21 protein-coding genes are annotated in these 22646 nt (G+C 59.5%); 9 read left to right on the top strand and 12 right to left on the bottom strand.

What is annotated here, in order from left to right; genetic code table 11:
- Positions 1-38: 38 nt before the first annotated feature.
- Positions 39-1766 (bottom strand): diflavin flavoprotein, encoded by a 1728-nt coding sequence (locus tag GEI7407_RS14630; protein ID WP_015172976.1) that lies wholly within the window; start codon positions 1764-1766, stop codon positions 39-41.
- 106 nt (positions 1767-1872) lie between these two features.
- Here GEI7407_RS14630 and GEI7407_RS14625 point away from each other — a divergent pair, with 106 nt between their 5' ends.
- Positions 1873-2703 carry a pantothenate kinase gene (locus tag GEI7407_RS14625; protein ID WP_015172975.1) on the top strand — a complete coding sequence of 277 codons (831 nt, stop codon included), beginning with the start codon at positions 1873-1875 and terminating at the stop codon, positions 2701-2703.
- Here GEI7407_RS14625 and GEI7407_RS14620 read toward each other — a convergent pair.
- The 9 genes from GEI7407_RS14620 to pilM all read right to left on the bottom strand — a co-directional run bounded on the left by GEI7407_RS14620 (position 2689) and on the right by pilM (position 11913).
- Positions 2689-3504, bottom strand: a complete 816-nt coding sequence (locus tag GEI7407_RS14620) for an alpha/beta fold hydrolase (RefSeq protein ID WP_015172974.1) — start codon at positions 3502-3504, stop codon at positions 2689-2691. The two genes, GEI7407_RS14625 and GEI7407_RS14620, sit on opposite strands and share 15 nt — an antisense overlap.
- A gap of 404 nt (positions 3505-3908) precedes the next feature.
- Positions 3909-4355, bottom strand: a complete 447-nt coding sequence (locus tag GEI7407_RS14615; protein WP_015172973.1) for an NUDIX hydrolase — start codon at positions 4353-4355, stop codon at positions 3909-3911.
- A gap of 153 nt (positions 4356-4508) precedes the next feature.
- Positions 4509-4982 carry a thioredoxin-dependent thiol peroxidase gene (bcp, locus tag GEI7407_RS14610; protein WP_015172972.1) on the bottom strand — a complete coding sequence of 158 codons (474 nt, stop codon included), beginning with the start codon at positions 4980-4982 and terminating at the stop codon, positions 4509-4511.
- 50 nt (positions 4983-5032) lie between these two features.
- Complete coding sequence (gene cobD, locus GEI7407_RS14605; RefSeq protein WP_015172971.1) at positions 5033-6136, bottom strand: threonine-phosphate decarboxylase CobD; 1104 nt, start codon at positions 6134-6136, stop codon at positions 5033-5035.
- 26 nt (positions 6137-6162) lie between these two features.
- A complete protein-coding gene (locus tag GEI7407_RS14600; RefSeq protein ID WP_015172970.1) occupies positions 6163-6444 on the bottom strand; it encodes an HU family DNA-binding protein in 282 nt (93 codons plus the stop codon).
- A gap of 325 nt (positions 6445-6769) precedes the next feature.
- Entirely contained in the window at positions 6770-9193 is a 2424-nt protein-coding gene (locus tag GEI7407_RS14595) for a type IV pilus secretin family protein (RefSeq protein WP_015172969.1), read from the bottom strand.
- Between the two features lie 113 nt (positions 9194-9306).
- Positions 9307-10047, bottom strand: a complete 741-nt coding sequence (locus GEI7407_RS14590) for a hypothetical protein (protein ID WP_015172968.1) — start codon at positions 10045-10047, stop codon at positions 9307-9309.
- A 2-nt stretch (positions 10048-10049) separates the two neighbouring features.
- Complete coding sequence (locus GEI7407_RS14585) at positions 10050-10802, bottom strand: PilN domain-containing protein (RefSeq protein ID WP_015172967.1); 753 nt, start codon at positions 10800-10802, stop codon at positions 10050-10052.
- Positions 10803-10809: 7 nt separating this feature from the next.
- A complete protein-coding gene (pilM, locus tag GEI7407_RS14580; RefSeq protein WP_015172966.1) occupies positions 10810-11913 on the bottom strand; it encodes a type IV pilus assembly protein PilM in 1104 nt (367 codons plus the stop codon).
- Positions 11914-12462: 549 nt separating this feature from the next.
- Between pilM and purT the strand changes: the two genes are divergently transcribed.
- The 4 genes from purT (at position 12463) to GEI7407_RS14560 (ending at position 17214) form a co-directional block, all read left to right on the top strand.
- Positions 12463-13698 (top strand): formate-dependent phosphoribosylglycinamide formyltransferase, encoded by a 1236-nt coding sequence (gene purT / locus GEI7407_RS14575; RefSeq protein WP_015172965.1) that lies wholly within the window; start codon positions 12463-12465, stop codon positions 13696-13698.
- Between the two features lie 107 nt (positions 13699-13805).
- Positions 13806-14225, top strand: coding sequence for a peptidylprolyl isomerase (locus GEI7407_RS14570; protein ID WP_015172964.1), 420 nt, complete (start codon positions 13806-13808; stop codon positions 14223-14225).
- A gap of 408 nt (positions 14226-14633) precedes the next feature.
- Positions 14634-15860 (top strand): transposase, encoded by a 1227-nt coding sequence (locus GEI7407_RS14565; RefSeq protein ID WP_315863826.1) that lies wholly within the window; start codon positions 14634-14636, stop codon positions 15858-15860.
- A gap of 55 nt (positions 15861-15915) precedes the next feature.
- Positions 15916-17214: a sugar ABC transporter substrate-binding protein gene (locus GEI7407_RS14560; protein WP_015172962.1), complete on the top strand. Its 1299-nt coding sequence runs from the start codon at positions 15916-15918 to the stop codon at positions 17212-17214.
- Between the two features lie 69 nt (positions 17215-17283).
- On the opposite strand, the gene GEI7407_RS14555 is transcribed toward GEI7407_RS14560, so the two are convergent.
- Positions 17284-18600: a folylpolyglutamate synthase/dihydrofolate synthase family protein gene (locus GEI7407_RS14555; protein WP_015172961.1), complete on the bottom strand. Its 1317-nt coding sequence runs from the start codon at positions 18598-18600 to the stop codon at positions 17284-17286.
- A 211-nt stretch (positions 18601-18811) separates the two neighbouring features.
- Here GEI7407_RS14555 and GEI7407_RS14550 point away from each other — a divergent pair, with 211 nt between their 5' ends.
- From GEI7407_RS14550 to GEI7407_RS14540, 3 genes are all read left to right on the top strand, one after another.
- The gene (locus GEI7407_RS14550) at positions 18812-19330 is read left to right on the top strand and encodes a hypothetical protein (protein ID WP_015172960.1); all 519 of its coding nucleotides are present in this window, start codon (positions 18812-18814) and stop codon (positions 19328-19330) included.
- Between the two features lie 126 nt (positions 19331-19456).
- The gene (locus tag GEI7407_RS14545; RefSeq protein WP_150109802.1) at positions 19457-19771 is read left to right on the top strand and encodes a hypothetical protein; all 315 of its coding nucleotides are present in this window, start codon (positions 19457-19459) and stop codon (positions 19769-19771) included.
- 13 nt (positions 19772-19784) lie between these two features.
- Positions 19785-20201, top strand: a complete 417-nt coding sequence (locus GEI7407_RS14540; protein ID WP_015172958.1) for a secondary thiamine-phosphate synthase enzyme YjbQ — start codon at positions 19785-19787, stop codon at positions 20199-20201.
- Here the strand turns inward: GEI7407_RS14540 and GEI7407_RS14535 are convergent.
- On the bottom strand, positions 20183-20512 hold the full coding sequence (locus GEI7407_RS14535) for a hypothetical protein (protein ID WP_015172957.1): 330 nt from the start codon (positions 20510-20512) through the stop codon (positions 20183-20185). The two genes, GEI7407_RS14540 and GEI7407_RS14535, sit on opposite strands and share 19 nt — an antisense overlap.
- A 399-nt stretch (positions 20513-20911) precedes the next feature.
- Between GEI7407_RS14535 and GEI7407_RS14530 the strand changes: the two genes are divergently transcribed.
- The gene (locus tag GEI7407_RS14530; protein ID WP_015172956.1) at positions 20912-22618 is read left to right on the top strand and encodes an alpha/beta hydrolase; all 1707 of its coding nucleotides are present in this window, start codon (positions 20912-20914) and stop codon (positions 22616-22618) included.
- Positions 22619-22646 lie beyond the last annotated feature (28 nt).

Here is a 22646-nt window from a genome sequence, read left to right as displayed (position 1 = left end):
TCGCCTCTAGAAATCACCGCCCTTGGGCCTGGGCAGAACTAGTAGTGGTTGCCCACTTTGCGGTGGTGAATTGCCGTCACGCCCTCCGGGTTGGAAACCCGGCCTGCCTGCACCGTGCTGTAGACCAGCCAGTGGTCGCTGCACTCCATTCGGCTGGCGACTTCACACTCCAGATAGGCCAGGGCATCGGTCAAAATAGGCGAGCCATTGTCAGCGGTTTGGGTCTTCACGCCCGCAAAGCGATCGGCCCCCGGCGGGAACCGCTTGAGGAAATGCTTCATCAGGCCCAGGTGCTTGCCCTCCTCCAGGACGTTCAGCACAAAGCGATCGCCCACCTGCATCAGCGACTCGATGGCTCGGTCCTTGGCTACAGCGATCGTGAAGCCCAAAGGCTTGAAGCTCGCCTGGGAAACCCAAGAGGCCAGCATGGCGCTGCTCAGGCCGCCCTTGCGCGCGGTGATGATGTAGAGACCGCCGCTGAGGCGTCCGAGGGCCTTGTCGAGGTCGGCATCCAGCGACTTCATCTGCTGAATGCTGCGATCGCGGTTGAGGAACTGGCCCAAGTCGGTCCCGGACTCTTCGCAGCGCTGATAAATCGACTCCTGGGGCGTTTCCTTGATCCGGATGGCCGGAAATGCCTCGGTGAGGCCCAGGTCGCGCAGCTGGTTGACCAGCGGATCGATGGGCTCATCGTCGCCGCCGTAGGACTCCACCAGGCCAAAGGACTGCTTGCTGTGAGCCGCCGCCAAAATGGTGCTCAAAGAGGCCTGCGACGTCTGGGTTTGGGCGCTGGCAACGGGGGGCAGGCTGATCACCAAGCCAGCCGAGCGGCCCACCAGCTCTTGGACTTCCTGGGGGTCTGCTGACTTGAGATCCATCATTTCTACGGCGACATCGGTTTTGGTGATGCCGCGGGCGATCGCCTGGGTAAGGCGATCGCTGTAGCCGTAGTCCGACACATAGAACACCGCCACCTGCGTTTCGGCTTTCGCCTTGGCCTGGCTCCAGGTGCGATAGCGACCCACCAGCTCCTCGACGTTGTGGTGCAGGATGGGGCCGTGGCCGTTGGCGATGGTCTGGATCGGGCCGAGGGGGTCCATCCGCTTGAGGGCCGAGAGGACCGAGCGGGCATTGGGCGCCATCAGGCACTCATAGTAAAAGCGATAGTCCGGCTCGATGCTGGCCAGATCTTCGTCAAAGGTCGCCTCGCTGCAATAGTGCAGACCAAAGGCATCGCAGGTGAAGAGGGTCTGGGTGCCGTGGTCGTAGGTGAAGGCGGTGTCCGGCCAGTGGAGATTGGGCGCGATCACAAATTCCAGCTCGTGGCCCTGGCCCAAATCGATGCGATCGCCGTTTTTGACGATCTGCCGCTCAAAGGGGCGGTGGACCAAATCTTCGAGGAACTGAATGGCCACCTTGGAGCCGACGACGGTGGCGTTGGGGGCCAGCTCCAGCACGTCTCGCACCAGGCCGCTGTGGTCCGGCTCGGTGTGGCTGATCACCAAGTAGTCAATCTTGGCCGGGTCAATCAGCCCCTGGAGAGTCTCGAGGTACAGCTCGCGAAACTTGGCGTGGGAGGTGTCGATCAGGGCGACCTTGTCGCTCTCGATCAGATAGGAGTTGTAGGTGGTGCCGTTCTGGAGGCCAAACTCAATGTCGAAGCGATCGCGGTCCCAGTCCAGGGACCGAATCGTCCGGGTCTGGGGAGCAATATCAGCCACCTGGATCGTCAGGCGACGCTGAGTCGCGTCGGTCAGTGCCACCATGCCTTGCCTCCTATTGTTTGACGCCTACGCTTCGCTGAGAATTGCGTAAAGATTTCTATCACCCATTATAAACTGGTAAGAATACCTATTGAGATAGATTATATTTATGTTAAGCAGAGCTAATGCTAATGGAAATTTAGCCAACAGCGATCGCCCGGATGTCTGCGCGTGGCTCGCGCTGATGATGGGCAATTCTCGTTTGCACTGGGCGCTCTTTCAGGCTAGCGCTCTCCAGCGCACTTGGGATACACCCCATGGCGATCTGGCCTCCTTAGGAGCAATCGCTCCTATCTTGGCAGCTGGCCAAATTCCCCCAGACTTTTTGCCCCAGGGCCTAGCGCTGCCGCCGGGACTGCCCCTGCGGGCGGCTTCGGTGGTGCCCGCCCAAATGGACCTGTGGCGTCACTACCCCGAATATGCCGCCATCACCCTGAATGATCTGCTGCTGCAAGGCTGCTACCCGACTCTCGGCATTGATCGGGCCTTGGCCCTCGTGGGCGTGGGCGATCGCCTGGGGTTTCCGGCGCTGGTCATCGACGCAGGAACGGCCCTGACCCTGACCGGCGCAGACGGCGATCGCCATCTGACGGGGGGCGCGATTTTGCCTGGACTGGGGCTCCAGTTTCGCAGTTTGGCCCACCAAACCGCGGCCCTGCCCCACACCCTGCTGCCAGACGCGCTGCCGCCGCGCTGGGCGACCCAGACAGCGGCCGCCATTCAGAGCGGCATTGTCTACACGGTGGTGGCGGGAGTGCGGGACTTTGTGGGCGACTGGCTCCAGCGCTACCCCACCAGCGCCCTGGCCCTCACCGGCGGCGACGGGGCTGCGCTCCATCGCTATCTCAAAGCGACCGATCCAGCACTGGGCGATCGCCTGCACTATGACCCCCAGTGGATTTTTTGGGGAATGGCCGCCGCCGTTCTAGGCAGAGCGTAGACAGTCCGCCACAAACTCGCGAATCTGCTGGGCCAGCGTCTCCGGCGCGTCCGTCAAAGCGTTGGGCGTTTCCAGCACGTGCAGCTTGCCCTGGGGCGATCGCTGGGCGTAGCCCTGACACAGGGCCGCAGCCACCGCCGTCTGCTCCGTTTGCAGGACCAGCATCGGCACCGGCAAAAACTCCAGCCGCTCCTGGAGCTGCTCAGCCCGAATTTCGGCGCTGCGCCGCCCAAACAGGAGCCGACAGGCCGTCGGAAATTCTCGCAGCTGCCGCCGCTTTTGGAGCAGTCCTTCGATGCGATCGCTCCAGCCCAGCCAGCGGCTCAGGGGCCGCAGCGCTTGCAGGATCCACAGCGCGACCGGCGGCTTGCCGGTGAGCCAGCGCTCCCAGCGCCAGCGACCGCCCATCCCTTCCAGGTCGATGCCTTCTGGCGTCGCCAAAATCAGCCCTCGCACCTGCTCAGGGTGGCGCAGAGCGTAGTTTGCTGCGACCCAGCCGCCCAGCCCATCGCCCACCAAAAAGACCTCGCGCAGCCGCAGCGTCTCGAGAAACTCGGCCAGACACTCCGTTTCGAGGGCGATGGAGTAATTGACCTCGGGATACTCGGAGTCGCCAAAGCCCAGCAGGTCGGGGCAAAAACAGTGATGGTTGCTTCCCAAAACTTCGATCAGCGGCAGCCACTGGCTACTGTCTTGCCAGCTGCCGTGCAAAAAGACCAGGGCCGTTCCTTGGCCAACCTCACGCCAAAACAGTTGTCCCTGGGAAAGCTTGATGCGGGCGTTGCGAACCGGTAGCGTCATTGGGCCAGTCCTGCCAAGCGAGCCGGGGCGATCGCGCCCTGGAGTCTCGGCATAAGACTCGCTGGGACATCAGAAATAAACAGTACAGAACAAAACGAGAACATAGCGGGCGGGGAGTAGTCCTAGACGCAATCAAACCCTACAGGCGGCACTCCCAAACCAAGCGTTGGGACTCCTACGCTCTGCGGCAAAGGGTGCTCTGAACCACTCTACCAAAGACCATCACCGCGCTCCTCTCAGAACTGAATTCTGGGGAAAATTCGCCAAATCCCGGAAGGCGATCGCCCCTTTCAGCCCAGTTCGCCGCCGCACGCTTGCAGACCCCTGCGAGCTCCCGAAAGCGCCCGAAGCGTTCTGAAGACTTGAGCGGCTGCTAGCACAGGATGGTCCTAATCGAGACGGCCCTAATCGAGCACCGTCCTGCCCGCGAAATAATCTTGCAGATGTTGCTCGCTGTCGTGGGACAGCGGCGGCGGCGGCAGATTATCGGGCTGGAACGCCCGAACCTTGCCCACCTCCAGGGTGTCTTGAGGCCGGATCGTCCCCCGAACCGATGCCTCAACTACCACACAGATCGAGTGAATGCGCGGGTCGCGATCGGGCGAAGAGTATACCCCGACTAGCCGCTGAATCTCGACTAGCTCCAGACCCGTTTCCTCCAGCAGCTCCCGCCGCACCGTGGTGGGGATGCTCTCACCCCAGTCCACAAAGCCGCCCGGCAAGGCCCACAGGCCATTGTCTCGCCGCTGGATCATGACGATCTGGCCGTCTGGCAGCCGTGGAATGATGCTGATGCCCGTGACTGGATGCCGGAAGAGAATGCCGAGCACTGTCTGAACAAACCGGCGCATCTGTTGCAATGCTTGCACGATAGCCACCACTTGAGAACAGAATTTGGCAATCAAGATCTCAGATACGCCTGCCTTTCACAACGGCTACCAAATGTACTGTCGCAACTTTGGCAGGCCCGAGAATCAGGGGGCGTTGTTCGATCGTTTCCCGTTTCAGGGCGTCTCGGATGCTGCGAGGCTGGCTAGGACTTCCTGGGCGTGGGGCTCAGGCTTGACCTTGCGATAAATCTGCTCGATGCGTCCGTCTGGCCCGATGACAAAGGTATTGCGGAAGATGCCCATGTACTCTTTGCCCATGAACTTTTTCAGGCCATAGCTTTCGTAGGCCGTGGCGACGGCGGCGTCGGTGTCGCACAGCAGCGCAAAGGGCAGCTGCTGCTTGGTTATGAATTTGGTGTGAGACTTGGCGTCGTCCATACTGACGCCGAGAACGACGGCGTTGGCTGCCACAAATTCGGCGTGGCGATCGCGAAAGCCGCAGGCTTCTTTGATGCACCCGGGAGTGTTGTCGCGGGGATAAAAGTAGAGAACGACGCGCTGACCACGCAGATCGCTAAGGCGAACGACGCGACCGTCGGCATCGGATAGAGCAAAATCGGGCGCAAGATCGCCGGGCTGGAGCGCCATAGCAGGAGTCTAAAACAAAGAGGTGGACATAGCGCGATCGCGCTGATGCTCTAGGGTAGCAGACAGTCGGCTAGGCTCTCCAGGAGGCGCTGATTTTCCTCGGAGGTGCGCACGGCGACCCGAAAGGCGCGATCGCCCAGCTCCGGAAAACTCACGCAATCTCGAACTAAGACTCGGTGCTTTTGCAGCAAAGCTTTCTGTAGCGCGGTCGCCGATGCTTCGGTTTTGACCAGCAAAAAATTAGCGCTGCCCGGATAAACGGTCAGCCCAGGCAGCACCGCCATGCCTGCTGTGAGCTGCTGCCGCGCTGGGGGCAGCCAGTCCCAGGTCTGCTGCTGAAAAGCTGTGTCCTGGAGGGCGGCTTCTGCGGCCGCAGCGGCCAGCGTGTTGACCGGCCACGGATCGCGCCACTTTTGCCACTGGGTGAGGCGATCGGGATGGCCGATGGCGTAGCCCAGACGCAGCCCCGGCAAGCTAAAAAACTTGGTGAGCGATCGCACGATGACCAGATTTTCGTGGGCCTGCACCAGCGAAATCAGGCTCTCCGGCGGATCCGCCCCCAGAAAGTCCATAAAGGCCTCATCGATCACCACCAGCTCACAGCGATCGAGCAGGGGCAGCAAATCCTCGCGCCGCAGCAGACAGCCCGTGGGGTTATGGGGGTTATTAATCAAGGCGCCAGCCGAGCCAACGCAACTCTCAATCGTGCGCGCCAGCTGGGTTTGGACCCAATGGGAAAAATCCGTTGTGCTGAGCTGAGCAAAGCTGGCGAGATCCAGGGGAAGGGCGATCGCCTCTCGACCAAACGCCGCCAGTGCCCGACCATAGTCTCCAAAAGCTGGCGTGAGCATCACCACGCTCTCCAAACTCGCTAGGGCTCGCCCCGCCAGCGTCAGCAGCTCCGCTGCCCCATTCCCCGGCAAAATCCAGTTTGCCGGTAGGCTATGCCACCGACCCAGCGCCTCTCGAAGCGTGCCGTAGGCTGGGTCAGGGTAGGCACTCAGGCTGCCCAAAGCGCCCTGAATCGCTGCGATCGCCGAAGCAGGCGGCCCCAGCGGATTGATACTCGCCGAAAAATCGAGAATTAAAGAAGGGGAACAGCCTGCCAGCAGAGCGGCCCAGACTAAGTTCCCCCCATGTACAGGCCGAATCAAATCTTGGCCTCACTTTGAAGAAGTCACTAGTTGTCGGGTGCGACCTTTTCCTTGAACAGCTTGCCCGCAGAAAAAGCAGGAACCTGGGTTGCGGGGATATCCATCTTGTCACCCGTCTTGGGATTGCGCCCCTCGCGCGCCTTGCGCTCGCGACGCTCAAACGACCCAAAACCCACTAGCGTTACCTTGTCCCCTTTCGAGACCGCCTCAACGATCGCCTCTAGAGCCGCCGTAATAACTGCATCGGCTTGCTTCTTAGTGACGCTTGCCTTCTCGGCTACTTCATCAATCAGTTCGCCTTTATTCATGTAAACCTCCTGATCACAGCTAGATCTTGAAAAGCCTAAGTCTCACTTGAGACTTGAGACCCATCGAGTCTGGAACAATCAGCGATCGCTGAAACTCCCGAAAACTCGAATTTTCAATGCCTTATTCTAAGGGTTCCTCGCCCAATCTGGATCGATGAAACCTTTAAGATATGTAGATCTCAGGACTTTTTTAGGTCTATCTACCTCCTGAGGGAAGATGTCCCCCACAAAAAACCCCTCTTCTGTGAAGAAAAGGGGCAGAACTGTTGATATTCAGGTAGGGCAAACCTTTCTCAATAGTTAGTCCAATTTGCGATTTGTGAGTCTAGCGAGACCCACGACGCAGAATATCTCGGGCCTCCGGGCCAGGCGTATACGTGTAGCCAAACGTTGCCCGCGAAGAATCATCAATGATCTGAGGTGTCACCAGCACCACCACCTCACTGCGGTCCTTCTGGCTCCGACGCTGGCGGAACAGCGAACCAATAATCGGCAAATCGCCCAAAATCGGCACCTTCGTTACCGTACTGCGGTCCTGCTCCTGGATAATTCCCGTCAAGATCAGCGTTTGGCCATCCCGCAGACGGACATTACCCGTCTCCAGGCGGCGGCGGTTGATCAGCTGACGCACCAAGTTGCCATCAGAGTCCGACACCGAAGCCCCAGGCGAGCTGACCTCCGGTGCCACCGACATCGTAATAAAGCCGTTGTCGTCGATCTGATCCACCGCCACATTCAGGATGACGCCGGCCTCACCGACCTCCGTCACAATCGTCTCAATCGGCGGTCCTTGATCCGGGAACGTGATTTCTCGCCGGTTCCCCGTGAACACTTCCTGCGTCAGGTTCACCTGGGCCTGGCTTCCCTCCTGCACAATCAGCGTCGGGTCCGTCAGGATCTTGGCGTTATCTGACAGGACCTGCGCCCGCAGCTGAATCAAGAAATCCCGTGGATAGGTAAAGAGCGAAGGCAGGCCCGCCTCGGCTGTCGGAATCGTTCCAGGCTGGAAAGTTGCGCCGGTAATATTGCCTTGGGCGTCGCGGGTAATGTTGGTTTGATCAAAAGACCCGCGCTCAATATCAGTAATACCAGCCGTAAATGGGTCATCCCGAGGAGCGGTCCGGCCAAAGAAGGTCGTTTGGCGTGGGCTGCTGGAGGTCACTGCCCCTTGGTCAATCACCCGGAAGCCTTCACCCGCATCGACGGTGATGCCCGTGTTGGGATCGATGAAGGTGGTTGCGTCCTCAAAGGGGTTTTGGATCGTGGGTCGTCCGGTCAGGCTATTGCGCGCTTCGGCTGAGCTGGGGGGGCGGAAGTCGCCGTAGCCTGCGGTCAGAGAGCCTTGGTCCACGCCGAAGAAGCTGTCGCCGATGCCAAAGGAAAAGCTTGCGCCGATGTTGTCGTCGTTTAGGAGGTCTACTTCAACGATTTTCACGTTGACGGCGACTTGACGATTGCGAACATCGAGCTGGGTCAAGTGGGCGGTGGCAACTTCAATCAGGTCTGGAGGGCCTAGCAGGGTAATGGAATTTGTGCGGCCGTCGGCTGTAACCTGCAACCCGCGCAGGATGCTGTAAGCCGCTCCTTCTGCATTGTTGGCGCCGTAGTCTTCCAGAATTTGCAGAGCGCCTTTGACCGGAACGCTGCGCTGCTGGGTGACGGTACGCGTGATTTGGCTGGTGCTGCTGCTGCCAGCTTGGCTGCCGCCGATGGTGGTGTTGCTGGTCAGGGTGCTGACGGTCTGGCTCTCGGGCATGCTGGCCTTGAGCTGATTGAGCCGCAGCGTCCGCATGACGAGGCCCCGAGCACCCGGCGGTAGGCTGGTGCCCACAAAGATGGTGCGTCCGACCCGGTTGGCCTCGAGGCCCGTGAGCCGCAGGACATAGTTAAAGACGTCTTGGACGGATTCGTTTTCGACGTCGAGGGAGACGGTGGGTCCTCCGTCGCCAGCTGCAGCGGCTGGTGCTGCGCCGTCAGCTGCGGGAGCGCCGCCATCTGCAAAGGCAACGTTCATCCCGGCGACGCGGGCCAAGAGAGACAGCACATCACGAGCGGGAGCGTCGCGTAGCAAAAGGCGCGGGACTCGCTCAGCGGTGCCGAGGTCAATGGCGTTGGGGCTGACGTTGATGTTGGAGACGGCGATGTCGCCGACTGGGGGGGCGACAGCTCGCGGCAAGAAGGGAGGAGCAACGCTGTTGGGCGGCAGACTGGCGGCTGGAGCGGTGGGCAGTCCAGCGGCGGGATCGGGAATTCCGGGGGCTGCTGGGCCGGGTGCCACGGGGACTTCTACGCTGCTGGGTGCTGGCTCGGGTGGCGCCTGGGCGGTTGTGGTGTCGCCGCCTGATTGGGCGACGCTAAAGGTGTAGCCTTGAGGGTCGCGCCGGGTAATTTGTCCGGCTGGAGTTCCATTCTCGCCAGCGACCACAACGCGAACACTGTTGGTGTCGAGAGGAACGATCTCGACGTAGGCGATTCCTGCGGCGGGGTTGTCGCGCCGGAATGTGGTTCCTTCGGGAATCCGAAGTTGGGTATTGATCATGTCGGCGACCCAGGTGTTACCGCGACTAACGGTGAAAACCTGGGGGCGATCGCCGCTTTGAGTTTCTAGGGCAACCTCTACGCCAGTGTTGCTGGGGGTCAGCTTGACCCCTGTAATCTGGGTGGGCGCAGCCAAAACGGGCTGTGCCGCAGCAACTACAATCGCTGCTGTACCGATAAGCGATCCGCCAAAGACGGGATGCAGCTTCACAATTCACTCCTCCCTTGTATCAACAGAACTCAATCACTCGTTATCAAAGTGCCCTAGAGTGCCCTGCACTCAACAAGCGATCGCCTGCAAGGGGCGATCGCGAGTTTAGGCATCTACTGGGCAGGCGCGGGCTGCGCTGCTGCCGCTTGCTCAGCCAGCTCCTCCTGAGACAGAGGCGTCAACACCTTTAGGTTCAAAGTGGTGTTGAGCTTGGGCTCCGGCTGGCTGATGACCCGACCCTGAGAATTCAAAACGATTTTCTGGGTCGCTGGATCAACCTGAGCCGTAAACTCAGGCGTCAAAATCACCGGCTGCAGCCGCTCAATGTTTCGCATGACGGACTGGAGCTGGTTAAAGCTGCCTTCCATCTGCAAGTTCACGTTGAGAGCCTTGAGCTTGCCCTGGACTCCTTCCCCAAAGCTAGGGTCTGTGACCACCTTGCTACCCCCACTCTCAGGCGAGAAGTTTTTGAGGGTTGCACGGCTGGCCTCCACTTGGCGATTGATGTCTAGGGCCAAAGTGTCGATCGCCGAGTCATCGCCAAACATGGCCATCACGCTGGCTTTTTCTTGTTGAGCCTGGGCGAGAGCTGCGTTGGCGTCCTCGATTTTTTTGATATTGGCCTGCTGCTGCTCGACCTGAATTTCCTTTTCTTCAACGCTGGCTTTGAGCTGCTGATACTCCTGCCAGGCGGGTTGAACAAGGTTGAAAAACAGATAGGCCGCTGCGCCAACTCCCAAAACCGCTAGGAGAACACCCCCCACATTAGGCGTGATTTCCATGCCAAAGACGACGGGATTACTCCCACCGCCTTCTAAATTCTCTTCGGGTATGAAATCTCCACTAACCGTCATGTCTAGATGACTCCTTTTTGTTGCAGCGTCCGGATGCGGGTCACTAAGCCCACAGCTCCCTTGCGCTCGAGTTCGCGCAGAATCTCATTGGCCGGCTTGGCGGTGGGTTTTGCTTCGATCTGGTATCCCACGACTTGGGGGAGCTTGACCGTGATGCCAGGAGCGCTGGCATTCTGGTTGCCTTGACCAATCTCAACTTGGGTTGGATTGTCTTGCAGGTTGCCAGAGTTTAGCAGAACGCCGTCGCTATCGAGGAATGGCGATTGCTGAAGCAGGAGCAAGAAGTCGTTGACGTCGTTGAACGAGCGCCCGTAGCCCGAGATTGTAATCTTGGCTTCCTCGCCGGTGCCGCTCTTCTGAATGGTTTGGACCTGAACCCCGGCAGGCGTGCGATCGCGAATATCCTGGAGCAGCGCCGAAACTGGCTTGATATCCTGGAAAACTCGCGCAAAAGCGTCTGCTTCTGCCGCTACCTGCTGGGCTTGTGCCTGAACGGCCTCTACCTGCTGGATTTGCTGCTGGATCTGGGCCAGTCTGGCATCGAGCTGAGCGCTCTCTTCGTTTAGGCGAGTGTTTTCGCCTTGCAGAAACATCTGGAGAGCAAAGACCATGCCTGGAAGCAGGAGTCCGGCGATCGCCCCCAAAATCAACGGCGTGCTGCCCTGACCGAGACTCACTTTCGTGGCTGGGCGGGCACTGGACTCCGGCCGATACTCTGGCCGGTCATTCAAAAAGTTAATGTCTAAACCGTACATGGATGAATCAGACCTCCCTTAGTCCCAATCCCAGCACCACTCCTAGCCCTGGGCGTTGCATAGGGGTTAGCTCCCCCTCGTACTCCAAAGACAGCGCATCCACCGGATCAATTTGACTTGCCGGCAAGCTGAGACGCTGCGTAAAGAACTCATCAATCTGCCCAATGCCACCGCCAGGCCCCGCTAGCAGCAGCTGAGCCACCTCCAAGTTTTCGTCCTGGTTCAAATAAAAATCAATCGATCGCCGGAGCTCATCCGCTAGCTCGCCCAGAACCCGCAGCATGGCCGCGGTGCCGGGATTTCCAGCGGCTGTTTTGCCGCCCACGCTGTCCATGGGATTGACAGGAATCGTCATCCCCTGAAGCAGCTCAGTGTTTCGAGAAGGCGGCAGGTTCATGGCGCGGCTGAGGGCGCTCTGAATCTGGTAGGTTCCGATGGGAACGGTGCGCGAAAACTGCGGCACCCCGTCTACAACAATGGAAATTTCTGTATTTTCAAACTCGATATCAACGATGGCGACGGCCTCTTGGGGCGCAAACTGCCGAAGCTGCTCACGAATGGTCCGAATCAGCGAAAAACTGCTGATTTCGAGCACATCCACCTGAATTCCAGCTTCTTGGAAGGTATTGAGATAGATATCGGTGACTTCTTTGCGGGTGGCGACGAGCAGGACGCGCACTTTCTCGATGCCGTCTTCATCCACAAAGAAGCCAAGTTTTTGGTAGTCAACGTCGGCTTCTTCGCGGGGAAAAGGGAGATAGAGTCCGGCCTCCTGGTTGAGAATCATCTCGCGCAGTTCGCGATCGTCTAGCTCTGCGGGGACGGGGATGATGCGGGTGACGGCTTCTCGGCCAGGGACCGCCGTGGCTGCGTTCCTCACCTTGATTTTGTTCTCTTCGAGGGTGCTCTGGAGCAGCTCGGCGATCGCAGGTGCGTTGATGATTTGTCCTTCCTGAAAAACGCCCTCGGGCATTTCGACGGAGGTCAGGGTAACGAGCTTGTAGCCCTGACCTTGCTTGCGGAGCCGTGCGATGTTGATTCGCTCGGGCGTCAGCTCGATGCCAATCCCTTTGTTTGATTTGGAGAATAAATTTTTGAGTGAGTTAACCACGGCTGCATCCGCTCGTTTTGAGAATAAAAAACTGAGGTTTTTGGATTGACAAGATCCCGGTGGACGTGATTGATGCTTGTGATGCTACCCAATTTAGTTCAGAATCGCCACTCTGGGGCAAAAGATACCAACCTTAAAAAAATGCGTGCATTCAGCTCTTTAATTCCCTTCAGATGGCAGGGATTTGCTGTTGCGATCGCCGCGAAATTTTATAGAAGTTACTATCGCCTTGGGCAGCAACGTCCAAGCTAAAGCGGCCACTGCAAAACACCAAGGCTGGAGCACTTGGAAGGGAGCTGGCCCTAAGGATAGAGACTGAGTCTTGGGTTGTCGTTGAAGGGATGTACCCCTCTTGCTGCCTTGAGTCCTAAGGATTCAGCAGAATCTTACACACAATTGTTGAAATTGGGTATAGGTTTCAAAAAAATAGAAAATTTACCGAGAGAAAGCTCTGGGCTGCTGCTGTAGAAGCGGACGGGGAGTTCTGATAATGTCTTGGGTCTGGTCCTGCTTGGGGACTGTTGTGAATATACAGGTGGTTTCCTGCGTATGAATTCTGGGCAATCGGGCTTGACGGAGCGGCTGGGCTGGGGAACGCCTCTGGCGACCAATGCGCTGAGGCTGCTGCTGCTGGGGTCGGGAGAGCTGGGCCGCGAGGTGGCGATCGAGGCGATGCGTCTGGGCCTGGAGGTGGTGGCGGCGGATGTCTACGAAAATGCGCCGGCGATGCAGGTGGCCCACCGGGCTGAGGTGCTGAATATGCAGGACCCGGCGGCCCTGCGATCGCTGGTGGAGCGGGTGCGGCCGGATCTGATCGTGCCGGAGGTGGAGGCGATCGCCACCGACATGCTCGTGGAGCTCGAAGCAGAAGGCTGGGCCGTGGTGCCGACGGCCAAGGCCACGCGCCTGACCATGAATCGCGAGGGCATTCGCCGCCTAGCCGCCGAGGAGCTCGGTCTCAAAACGTCGCCCTATCGCTTTGCCAGTACGGAGGCGGAGTACCGGGAGGCGATCGCCCATCTGGGGCTGCCCTGCGTGGTGAAGCCGGTGATGAGCTCCTCGGGCAAGGGGCAAAGCCTGGTGCGATCGGAGGCCGAAATCGGCCCGGCGTGGGAGTATGCTCGCTCGGGGGCGCGAGGCCTGGGCCAGCGGGTGATTGTGGAAGGCTTTGTTGAGTTTGATACGGAGATCACGCTGCTGACGGTGCGATCGCGAGAAGGCACCCATTTTTGTCCGCCCATTGGTCACATTCAAGTCGACGGAGATTACCGAGAGTCTTGGCAGCCCTGCCCGCTGTCGCCGGAGGCGCTCCGCCAGTCCGAGGCGATCGCCGCCAAAATCACGGAAGCCCTCGGGGGCTGGGGCATCTTTGGCGTGGAGCTGTTCATCCAAAATCAGCCGGACGGAGACGCCATCGTGTACTTCAGCGAAGTCAGCCCTCGCCCCCACGACACGGGCATGGTGACCCTGATTAGTCAGAATATGTCAGAGTTTGAGCTCCATGTGCGGGCGATCGCCGGTTTGCCCATCGGCACCATCGAGCTGATTCGCCCCGGCGCCTCCGCCGTCATCCTGGCCACCGAAAAAGGCGAAGCGCCCCGCTTTGAAGGGATCTCGGCTGCTCTGGCCGTCCCCACCACCAAGCTGCGTCTGTTCGGCAAGCCCCGCTGCCACAAGAACCGCCGCATGGGCGTCGCCGTCGCCCTCGGCGAGACCCCCGAGGAAGCGCGCGATCGCGCCCGCACCGCCGCTGCCGCCATCACCGTTCACCCATCCGACGCCTAAAACCGCTGGACTTTGCCGAAAGCTCTGTAAGCTGTAAACATTTCTAATTGGCAAGGTTGGCCGCTCAGAGATTTTTGGCCGCCAACCCATCACACCGAGGAGACACCATGACCCGCGCCATTATGGAAACGGATAAGGGCACCATCAACCTGGAGCTGTTTGACCAGGACGCCCCCAACACCGTCAAAAACTTTGTCGATCTGTCAGAAAAAGGCTTCTACGACGGCCTAAACTTCCACCGCGTCATCCCCAACTTTGTGATCCAGGGCGGCTGCCCCAACGGCGACGGTCGCGGCGGCCCCGGCTACACCATCAAGTGCGAAATCAACTCCAACAAGCACGTTGCAGGCTCTCTGTCCATGGCCCACGCGGGTCGCGACACCGGCGGCAGCCAGTTCTTCATTTGCCACTCGCCCCAGGCTCACCTAGACGGCGTCCACACGGTTTTCGGTAAGACTGACGACATGGATGTGGTCAACGCGATTCGGCCCGGCGACAAGATCAAGTCCGTCACGATCGTCCACTAAGGGCGATCGCCCCCAAAAGGCCGCTCCGGCAGCCTAAACTCCTCCAGCTCCAAGAAAGCCTTTGGGCCTTGGAGCTGGACCCTGGAACCGGTCACAACCGGCGCAAGTCAGCTTAACCGCTAGGAGCCCCGCACTGTACCCGAAGGGTCGGTGTCGGGAGGAATAGCGGGGGCGTCGATGGGGTTCAACGCCCCATCGACGCCCAGACTTCTAATGTATTGGCGCAAAACGTCGGTTTGATTGCGCTCCGTGAGTTTGCAATATCGGTCTAAGTGCTGCTTTTCAACATCCGATATTCTAAGGCTTATTTGTTTCATGGGTAGCAATTGCATTTATATTTACTACAATTGTGGCGTGAAATTAGCCTACCAGTACAAGCTATTGCCGACCTACGAGCAACGATGTCGCATGGATAAGTGGCTCGATATGTTGCGCTGTCAACACAACTACCTGCTGGCAGATCGCTTTGACTGGTGGGAGATGAATCGGTGTCCTGTTAACGCCTGCCCTTTGGTGTGCAGTATCGCCGAACCCAGAAAAAAGCCCGAATACTACAGTCAAAAACGCTCCCTGGTCTCGCTTAAGCAGGAGCGGGAATGGTACTCCGACATTCATGCTGATGTCTTGCAGGACATGGTGAAGCGGGTAGACCTCGCATTTGCTCGGTTCATCAAAGGCGACAAGAACGGCAAACGGAGCGGTAAGCCTAGATTTAAGGGGAAGAATCGCTATCGCACCTTTGCCTACCAGCGGGTCAAGCCAGATTGCATCCAGGGCAATCAAGTCACACTGCCAAAACTAGGTGAAGTTAAGTTCATTCAACATCGGCCTGTGCCAGAAGGATTTGTGATTAAGCGAGCCCTGGTAACGAAGAAAGCAGATGGTTGGTATGTCACCCTAACCCTCGAAGACAAGTCTGTGCCAGAGCAGCCAGTGGTTGAGGTTGAGCCGACTGAGGCAAACAGTATCGGTGTAGATGCTGGACTGGAATACTTCATCGCTTGCTCGGATGGCACCACGAAACAGCCCCCCAAGTTTTACCGCCAATCTGAAGACAAATTAGTTAAGCTCCAGGCTAAGCGAGATGCCAGGGGGAAAGGTTCTAAGTCACGCCGTAAGCTGAATGAGCGTATCGCTAAATTGCATCAACGCATTGCGAGGCAGCGTAAGCAGTGGCACTTTGAAACGGCTCAAGAGCTAATCGACAAGGCCGATGTCATTTTGGTTGAAGATCTGAAAATTTCCAATATGTCCCGACGCAATAAGCCGAAACAGGGGGAGGACGGAACGTTCCTGCCCAACGGTCAATCGGCCAAGTCTGGGCTGAATAAAAGTTTTGCTGATGCTGGGATAGCTGGGTTCCTGAACGAAATCCTTCCGTACAAAGCTGCAAAAGCTGGGCGGCTGGTCGTGAAAGTCAACCCCGCTGGCACGTCCCAGCATTGTGCAAATTGTCTGAACCGAGTACCGAAAGAGTTGTCTGACCGCTGGCATGAATGCCCTCATTGTGGTGCGTCCATGCCGCGTGATGTTAACTCTGGGATACTTATCAAAAAAGTGGGGTTGGGCATTCGCCTCACTATAAAACGCGAATCTGGGGCAACCCGGAGGAGAAGCCCACGCCGTACCGCCTAAGCGGTCGGCGTCGGGAGTATGTCACGAACCTTCGCAAGCAAAGAATAGGATTGTGATGAGAGGCTGGAAACGGTTTGGCATTTTTGCCCTGGTGGGGTTGCTCCTGAGCTGGATCGTCAGCTGCAGTAGTCCACGACCCACGTCCCAAGCAGCAGGCGGCACCCAGACGGTCGAGTTCTGGACCATGCAGCTCAAGGCTGGCTACGAAGACTACTTCAATCAGCTGATTGCCGAATTTGAGAGCCAGAACCCCGGCATCCAGGTGAAGTGGGTTGACGTCCCTTGGGCCTCGATGGAGAGCAAAATCCTGACGGCAGTGTCCGCCAAGACGGCCCCAGACGTCGTGAATCTCAATCCCAACTTTGCGTCCCAGCTGGCGGGCCAAAATGCCTGGATGATTCTCGATGACAAAATGTCCCAGGCCGATCGAGATCTGTATTTGCCCAAGATTTGGCAGGCCAGCACCCTCGACAATAAAAGCTTCGCGATTCCCTGGTACCTGACGACCCGGGTGACCATTTACAACACCGATCTTCTGAAGCAGGCAGGCATCGAGCAGCCGCCCGCGACCTACGCCGAGCTGGCCAATGTCGCCAAGCAAGTCCGGGAGAAAACCGGCAAATACGCTTTCTTCATCACCTTTGTGCCCGAGGACTCGGGGGAAGTGCTGGAGTCTCTGGTCCAGATGGGCGTGCGGCTCGTCGATGACCAGGGCAAGGCCGCCTTTAATACGCCCGAAGGCAAGCAGGCCTTCCAGTACTGGGTGGACCTCTATCAGCAGGGGCTGCTGCCCAAGGAAGTGCTGACCCAGGGCCATCGCCGGGCGATCGAGCTGTACCAGTCGGGCGAGACGGCGGTCTTGGCGTCCGGAGCGGAGTTCTTGGGGGCGATCGCCAAGAATGCGCCTTCTATTGCCCAGGTTTCCGCCTCCGCACCCCAGATCAGCGGGGAGACCGGCAAGAAAAATGTGGCGGTGATGAACCTGGTGATTCCGCGCGACACGGACCAGCCGGAGGCAGCGCTGAAGTTTGCCCTCTTTGTGACCAATGACCAACACCAGCTCAGCTTTGCCAAGGCGGCTAACGTGCTGCCGTCTACCCAGGGCGCTCTGAACGACGCGTATTTCAAGACGGCTCCGGACAACGCCTCGTCCGTCGAGAAAGCCCGCATCGTCAGCGCTAGCCAGCTCAAGGACGCAGAAGTTCTAATCCCGACGATGAAAGGGATGAAGCAGCTGCAAAAGATCGTGTACAGCAACTTGCAGTCGGCGATGCTGAAGCAAAAGTCGGTGGATCAGGCGATCGCCGATGCCGCCAAAGAGTGGGACGCTCAGGCTGCCACGGTGGGCACCTAGCCTGACCCTCAATCCCCCAACTGGGAAATTTCAAAAGCCCCGAGCCGACGCTCGGGGCTTTTGGCGGATCTAGGCGGGGGGCGTGAGATCCGCAATGTCGGCGGCGTGCTCGCCCAGGAAGTGGCCGATCAGATAGAGCGAACCGCACAAAACCTGCAAATCGTCGGGCCTTTCTCGGTGGCTGGTGGCGGCGGTGAGGCCGTCAATCAGGCCCGTGAAGGTCTGGCAGTGGGCGATCGCCGGACAGATGCCCTGGGCCAAAATCGCCAAGTCCACGACGTCGGCGCTGCTGTGGTCCGGCACCGGCACCAGATACAGACGATCGCCCGGTCGCAGCAGCGCCCGAAAAATCTCGCTGTGATCCTTGGTCGACAGCATCCCCATCACCCAGGTCACGGGGCGGCCCTGGCGCACCGGGGGCAGGCTCTCGACGTAGTGGCGCAGGGCGTGGGCCGCTGCCCCGTTGTGGGCACCGTCGATCAGCAGGGACTGGCCCTGCCACCGGATCCACTGCAAGCGCCCGGGCCAGCGCGTGGCCGCCATGCCTCTTTGCAGGGCCTCTGCCGAAATCTGCCAGCCCTGCTGACGCAGCTGCTCGATGGCGGCGATCGCCAAGGCCGAGTTGGTGAGCTGCATATCGCCCGCCAGGGCCAGCGGATATTCCAGGTCGCCCAGCCGAGCCCGACCCGGCGCGATCGCCTCTGCCGGTGTCACCCAGGTCAAGGGCGCGCCGACCTTGGTGGCCTGGGCCTCGATGACTGCCTGGGCCTCGGGCACCTGGGGCGAGATCACCCCTGGACACCCCGCCTTGAGAATGCCCGCCTTCTCGAAGGCAATGTGGCTGAGGGTGGGGCCTAGGCGCTGCCAGTGCTCCAGGCTCAGCGGTGTAATAATGCTAACGAGAGGGCGATCGCACACATTCGTGGCGTCCAGGCGGCCTCCCAGCCCCACCTCGATCACCGCCACATCCACAGCCTGCTCGGCAAAAAATAGCCAGGCCGCCGCCGTAATCACTTCAAACTGCGTCGGCGTCGGGCTCGCTGGATCGATGGCCGCCTGCACCTGGCACAGCGCGTCGTAGAGCGCCTCCGGGGCGATCGCCTGACCATCTAGACAAATTCGCTCGCACCAGTGCACCAAGTGGGGCGACGTATAGCGCCCGACCCGATACCCCGCAGCCCCCAGGACCGAGGACACATAGGCGCACACCGAACCCTTACCATTGGTGCCCGCCACGTGCACAATGGGCACTCGGTGATGGGGATTGCCCAGGCGCTCGAGCAGCCGCACAATGCGATCGAGCCCCAGGTCTACCCCAAACCGTTCAAAGCTTTGTAACAGCGACTCGATGGCCGAAAGAGTTTGCTCAGAAGACGGTGCAACCACAGCGACGAAATCTAGACGATAAATAAGAAAGCAGGTCCAGACGAGGGCAAGAAGCAGGTTCGTGGCCTCGCTAAAACAGCCTCCCCGTCATTTTCTCCTGAATGCGTCCTCCCTTGAGCCGCCATTCTTCCCAAGCTGTCTCAACTCTGCGGATGAGCGCCTTGGGCAAGGGCTCACCACGGTTCCCCCCCCGCCCCTTCCTTGGTGATCTATGACCTCTCCTCATCCGCTTCCAGATGCCTCGGAGCCTGATTCTCAAGCACTTTCCCTGACCACCCTCGAACTGGCAGCCCAGGATGTGCGCCTTGTCCTGGCCGAACAAAAGGATCAGGGGCACAGCCTGACCACCAAGCTCAATATTCTGTTCGTGGCCAACGGCGCCCTGCTGACCAGCCTGACCATTTCCCGACTGGTCTTCGAGCCGAGTCTGTTTAGCGTGGCAGAAACGGTCGGATTTTCGATTAGTTTTACGCTGCTAATCAACGCCTTTTTGCCGCGCCAAGTGGCCGTAAGCCCCAACTTGGAGGATCGCCGCCTGCTGGAAAAGTACCTCCGCCTCTCCCCCCAGGACTACCAGCTACAGATGCTGGTCAATTTGGCGGAGACCTATAATACGAACAAGCAGAGGCTTGATGATGTTTCCCAGTCCCTGGCCTATGCTGCCTATACGACTTGGGGGATTGCGGTCGTTATTTTGCTGCACATTCTGGCCGCTTATTTCGTTCTGTAGCGCCTGCGGGGCTACGAGCGGCCAGGGTGCATCAGGAAGCGCCCACCCGCCAAGAACTGTCTCGGGCAGGCTGAATGCATGAGATCTCATGACCTAAACTCGTCTGATTCCACCCAGGAGTTGCGCTTGCCAGAGCCTGACCCTGCGAATATTACGGTTCTGACCAAGAATCTGCCCAATAATCCGATTCTGCCGTGGAACCACTTTGATTCGCCGTGGCTGGAGCAAGAAGCCGAGACGCTGGAGCCGGAAGCGCCGGAAGCTTCAGAGGAGTTGGCAGAAAATCTCTCTGAAGCGGAGGGAGTGGCTGCGGAGGACGCTGGCTCGGAGGCGATCGCCTCTAGTGAATCTGCCCCCCAATCAGCCCCAGACCCAGAAACCTCTGCGGCGGTCGCCGACCCAGAGCCGACAGCCCGTGAGGGCGATCGCGCCGATTCCTAAGCAAAGATTTTGGATGAAACAGTATCAGCAGCGCCTTCGACTGTCCACGAGCGGCCAGTCTCTGGTCAAAATCACCTCAAAAATTGAGGCCGTTGTGGCTGAATCAGGGATTCAGCAGGGCCTGTGCACGCTCTTTCTGCGCCACACGTCGGCGAGCTTGATTATTCAAGAAAATGCAGACCCTGATGTATTGGTGGACTTAGAAAACTTTTTGGCCAAGCTGGTCCCAGAGGGCAATCACTACGTTCACAGCACCGAGGGACCGGATGACATGCCCGCCCATATTCGAACGGCCTTGACCCATACGTCAGAGCAGATCCCGGTGGCTCAGGGACGCTTGGTGCTGGGGACTTGGCAAGGCGTGTACCTGTGGGAGCATCGTCGCCACCGTCAGTCGCGGGAACTGGTGGTTCACATCATCGGCGAGTGAGGCTGGGCTGGACTCGGCTGGGGCTGCGTCGGCGGCTCCATGAGCCGCTGAACATTGACAACCAGATAGAGGGTCGCTGCCCCAAACAGCAAAATCGTCGAGAAGCGCAGGAGCCGATCCAAGGCGCGATCGCAGGCTTGAGCGCGATCGGGGCCTGGGGCTGATGCTTCGACACCCGTGTTTGCCCTGGGCGCGATCGCCGCTGGCGTCTCTGACGCGTCGGCGCCCTCCCCCACGACACCGCCGCAAGGCATCACAACCAAGGTGTCGAAGTTGTCGAGGTAAGGGGCGATCGCCGGGGAATAAGTCATGGTGGGTGGACCTTCTGAGGCAGAAAGGGAGACGAAGGAATCGGGATCTGAGATCATAAAAATGGACTCCGAGGCATCTTGGAGATTCGGCAAAAGCCAGGGTTCCGGTGTGGTAGCTAGACCCTGGCTTTTGCGTGAGTAAGGCGAGATTAGGTTTGGAATGTACTCAGTATCGGCGACGCGTGGGCGTTCTCCCGTGACGGAGTGGGGGCCGAGCCGGTGATACCAAAGGGCCTTTGGCGTGATGGCGATACCCCCAAAAGGCTGATAAAGCTCATGATTAGGGGTGATCGGGATCAGTGATTTGCGGATTGGGCCGCTCTCTGACCCCAGGGAACAACGCTTCTAAAATTGCTTCATAGAGCAGGTCTCACGTGCTCAGAGGAGGGGAGAAAGCCGATGCTAGGGCCGATATCCGGTAAACAGCGCCACCCGCGAGACGGGCGATCGCCTGCTCAGAAAAAAGTTGCCTGGACTCATCGTTTTGGGCTGGCAGGGGTTGCCAGCGGCCTGCTGGTCCTGGGGGCTGGCGCCATGACTCCCAGCCCCGCAGCTGAGCAAATCGTGGTGCGGGTTGGCCCTTTGCAGCAGGTGGTGCGGGTGGCCGACCTTGAGCGCTTTGCCAAGACGGGCGAGGTGCCGACCAGTCTCAAGCCCTTTAGCTCCTTTCTGACTGGGGAAGTGCGCACGGCCCTCAATCAGCGCCTGAATCTCGATCCGCTGCTGGGCGACAAGATTTTGTCGGGGATCAAAGGCTCCGAAGCGGACCGGCGACTGCGGCGACTGCTGGATCTGGTGGTGCCGGGACTGCAGCCAGAGCAGCTTCAGGTGGCGATCGCCCTGGCCGCGCGCCAGGCCGACGGCCTCAGCGCCCTGGATCTGATCAAGAGCTACCCCGAGGACACGCTCACCGTAGATGTCAGCGCGGCGATCGCCGCTGTGAGCGAATTCAACGTGCCCTACTGGCAGAGTCAGGCCCTCAGTGCCCTCCTCAAAGAAGAGCTGACGGTGAAAGACACCCCCATTGCTTCTGATCTGGACCCTGCGTCTCCAGGCTCCCAATCTGTTCAGCAGCGCACCCTGACCTTGCAGGATGCTGAGCGCGATCGCACGATTCCGGTCGACCTGTACTGGGCCGAAGAAACCCAGGGCCCCCTGGTGGTGATGTCCCACGGCCTCGGCTCTGACAAAACCTTTTTGGCCTACTTGGCTCAGCACCTCGCCTCCCACGGCTTCACGGTGGCGGCCCTCGAGCACCCCGGCAGTAATGCCGCTGCCATCAACGGCGCCTCTCTGGGGCGCTTGCTCCAGGGGCAGGTCGAAGGACTGATGGCCCCTCAAGAATTTATCGAGCGGCCCCGCGATGTCAGCTTCCTGCTCGATCAGCTCGAAACGATCAATCGCCAGGCCGGAGCCCTCCAAAACAAGATCAACACCGACCAGGTAACGGTGATCGGCCATTCCTTCGGTGGCTACACGGCCCTGGCCCTGGCGGGCGCGAAGCTGGACTTGGGGGCGCTGCGGCAGACCTGCGCAGAAACGAGCGGCACCCTCGGCCAAGATTTGTCGGGGCTGCTGCAGTGCATTGCGGCGCGGCTCCCGGATGGCGAGTATGACCTCCAAGACGATCGCGTGCAGCAGGCGATCGCCCTGAACCCCTCCGTCGGCCAGATTTTTGGAAAGACGGGGCTCAGCCGCGTGACGACGCCGACCCTGATTCTGACCAGTACCGATGACGCCTTTACCCCGGCCCTGACCCAGCAGCTGCGGCCCTTCCAGGCGCTGCCCGAGCCCAAGTACTTGCTGGTGGCGGTGGGCGCGACGCACCTGAGCGTGGGGGATCCGACGAACGCTGCTTTGCAGACGCCCCTGTTTGCCAAGGAGCGGCGCGGCCCCGAGATGGAGGCCCTGCGCCAGAGCGTGCGGGGTCTGAGTCTTGCCTTTGTGCAGCAGCAGACGTCTCAGGCGAAGCGCTATGAGCCCTTTTTGACCCCGGCCTATGCCCAGTCCCTCTCGACGGCCGAAGTGCCGCTGCGCCTGGGCACGGAGCTGTCGGCGACCCTGACGGAGTGGCTCGACCTGGCCTCTCTGGGCGATCGCCCCTAAAAGGCCCTTAAAAAGCCCCAATGAAGCG

This window comes from Geitlerinema sp. PCC 7407 (genome assembly GCF_000317045.1).
Classification (GTDB): domain Bacteria; phylum Cyanobacteriota; class Cyanobacteriia; order PCC-7407; family PCC-7407; genus PCC-7407.
Note: the sequence above shows the minus strand (reverse complement) of the source record. Positions and strands in the feature narration are given on the sequence as shown.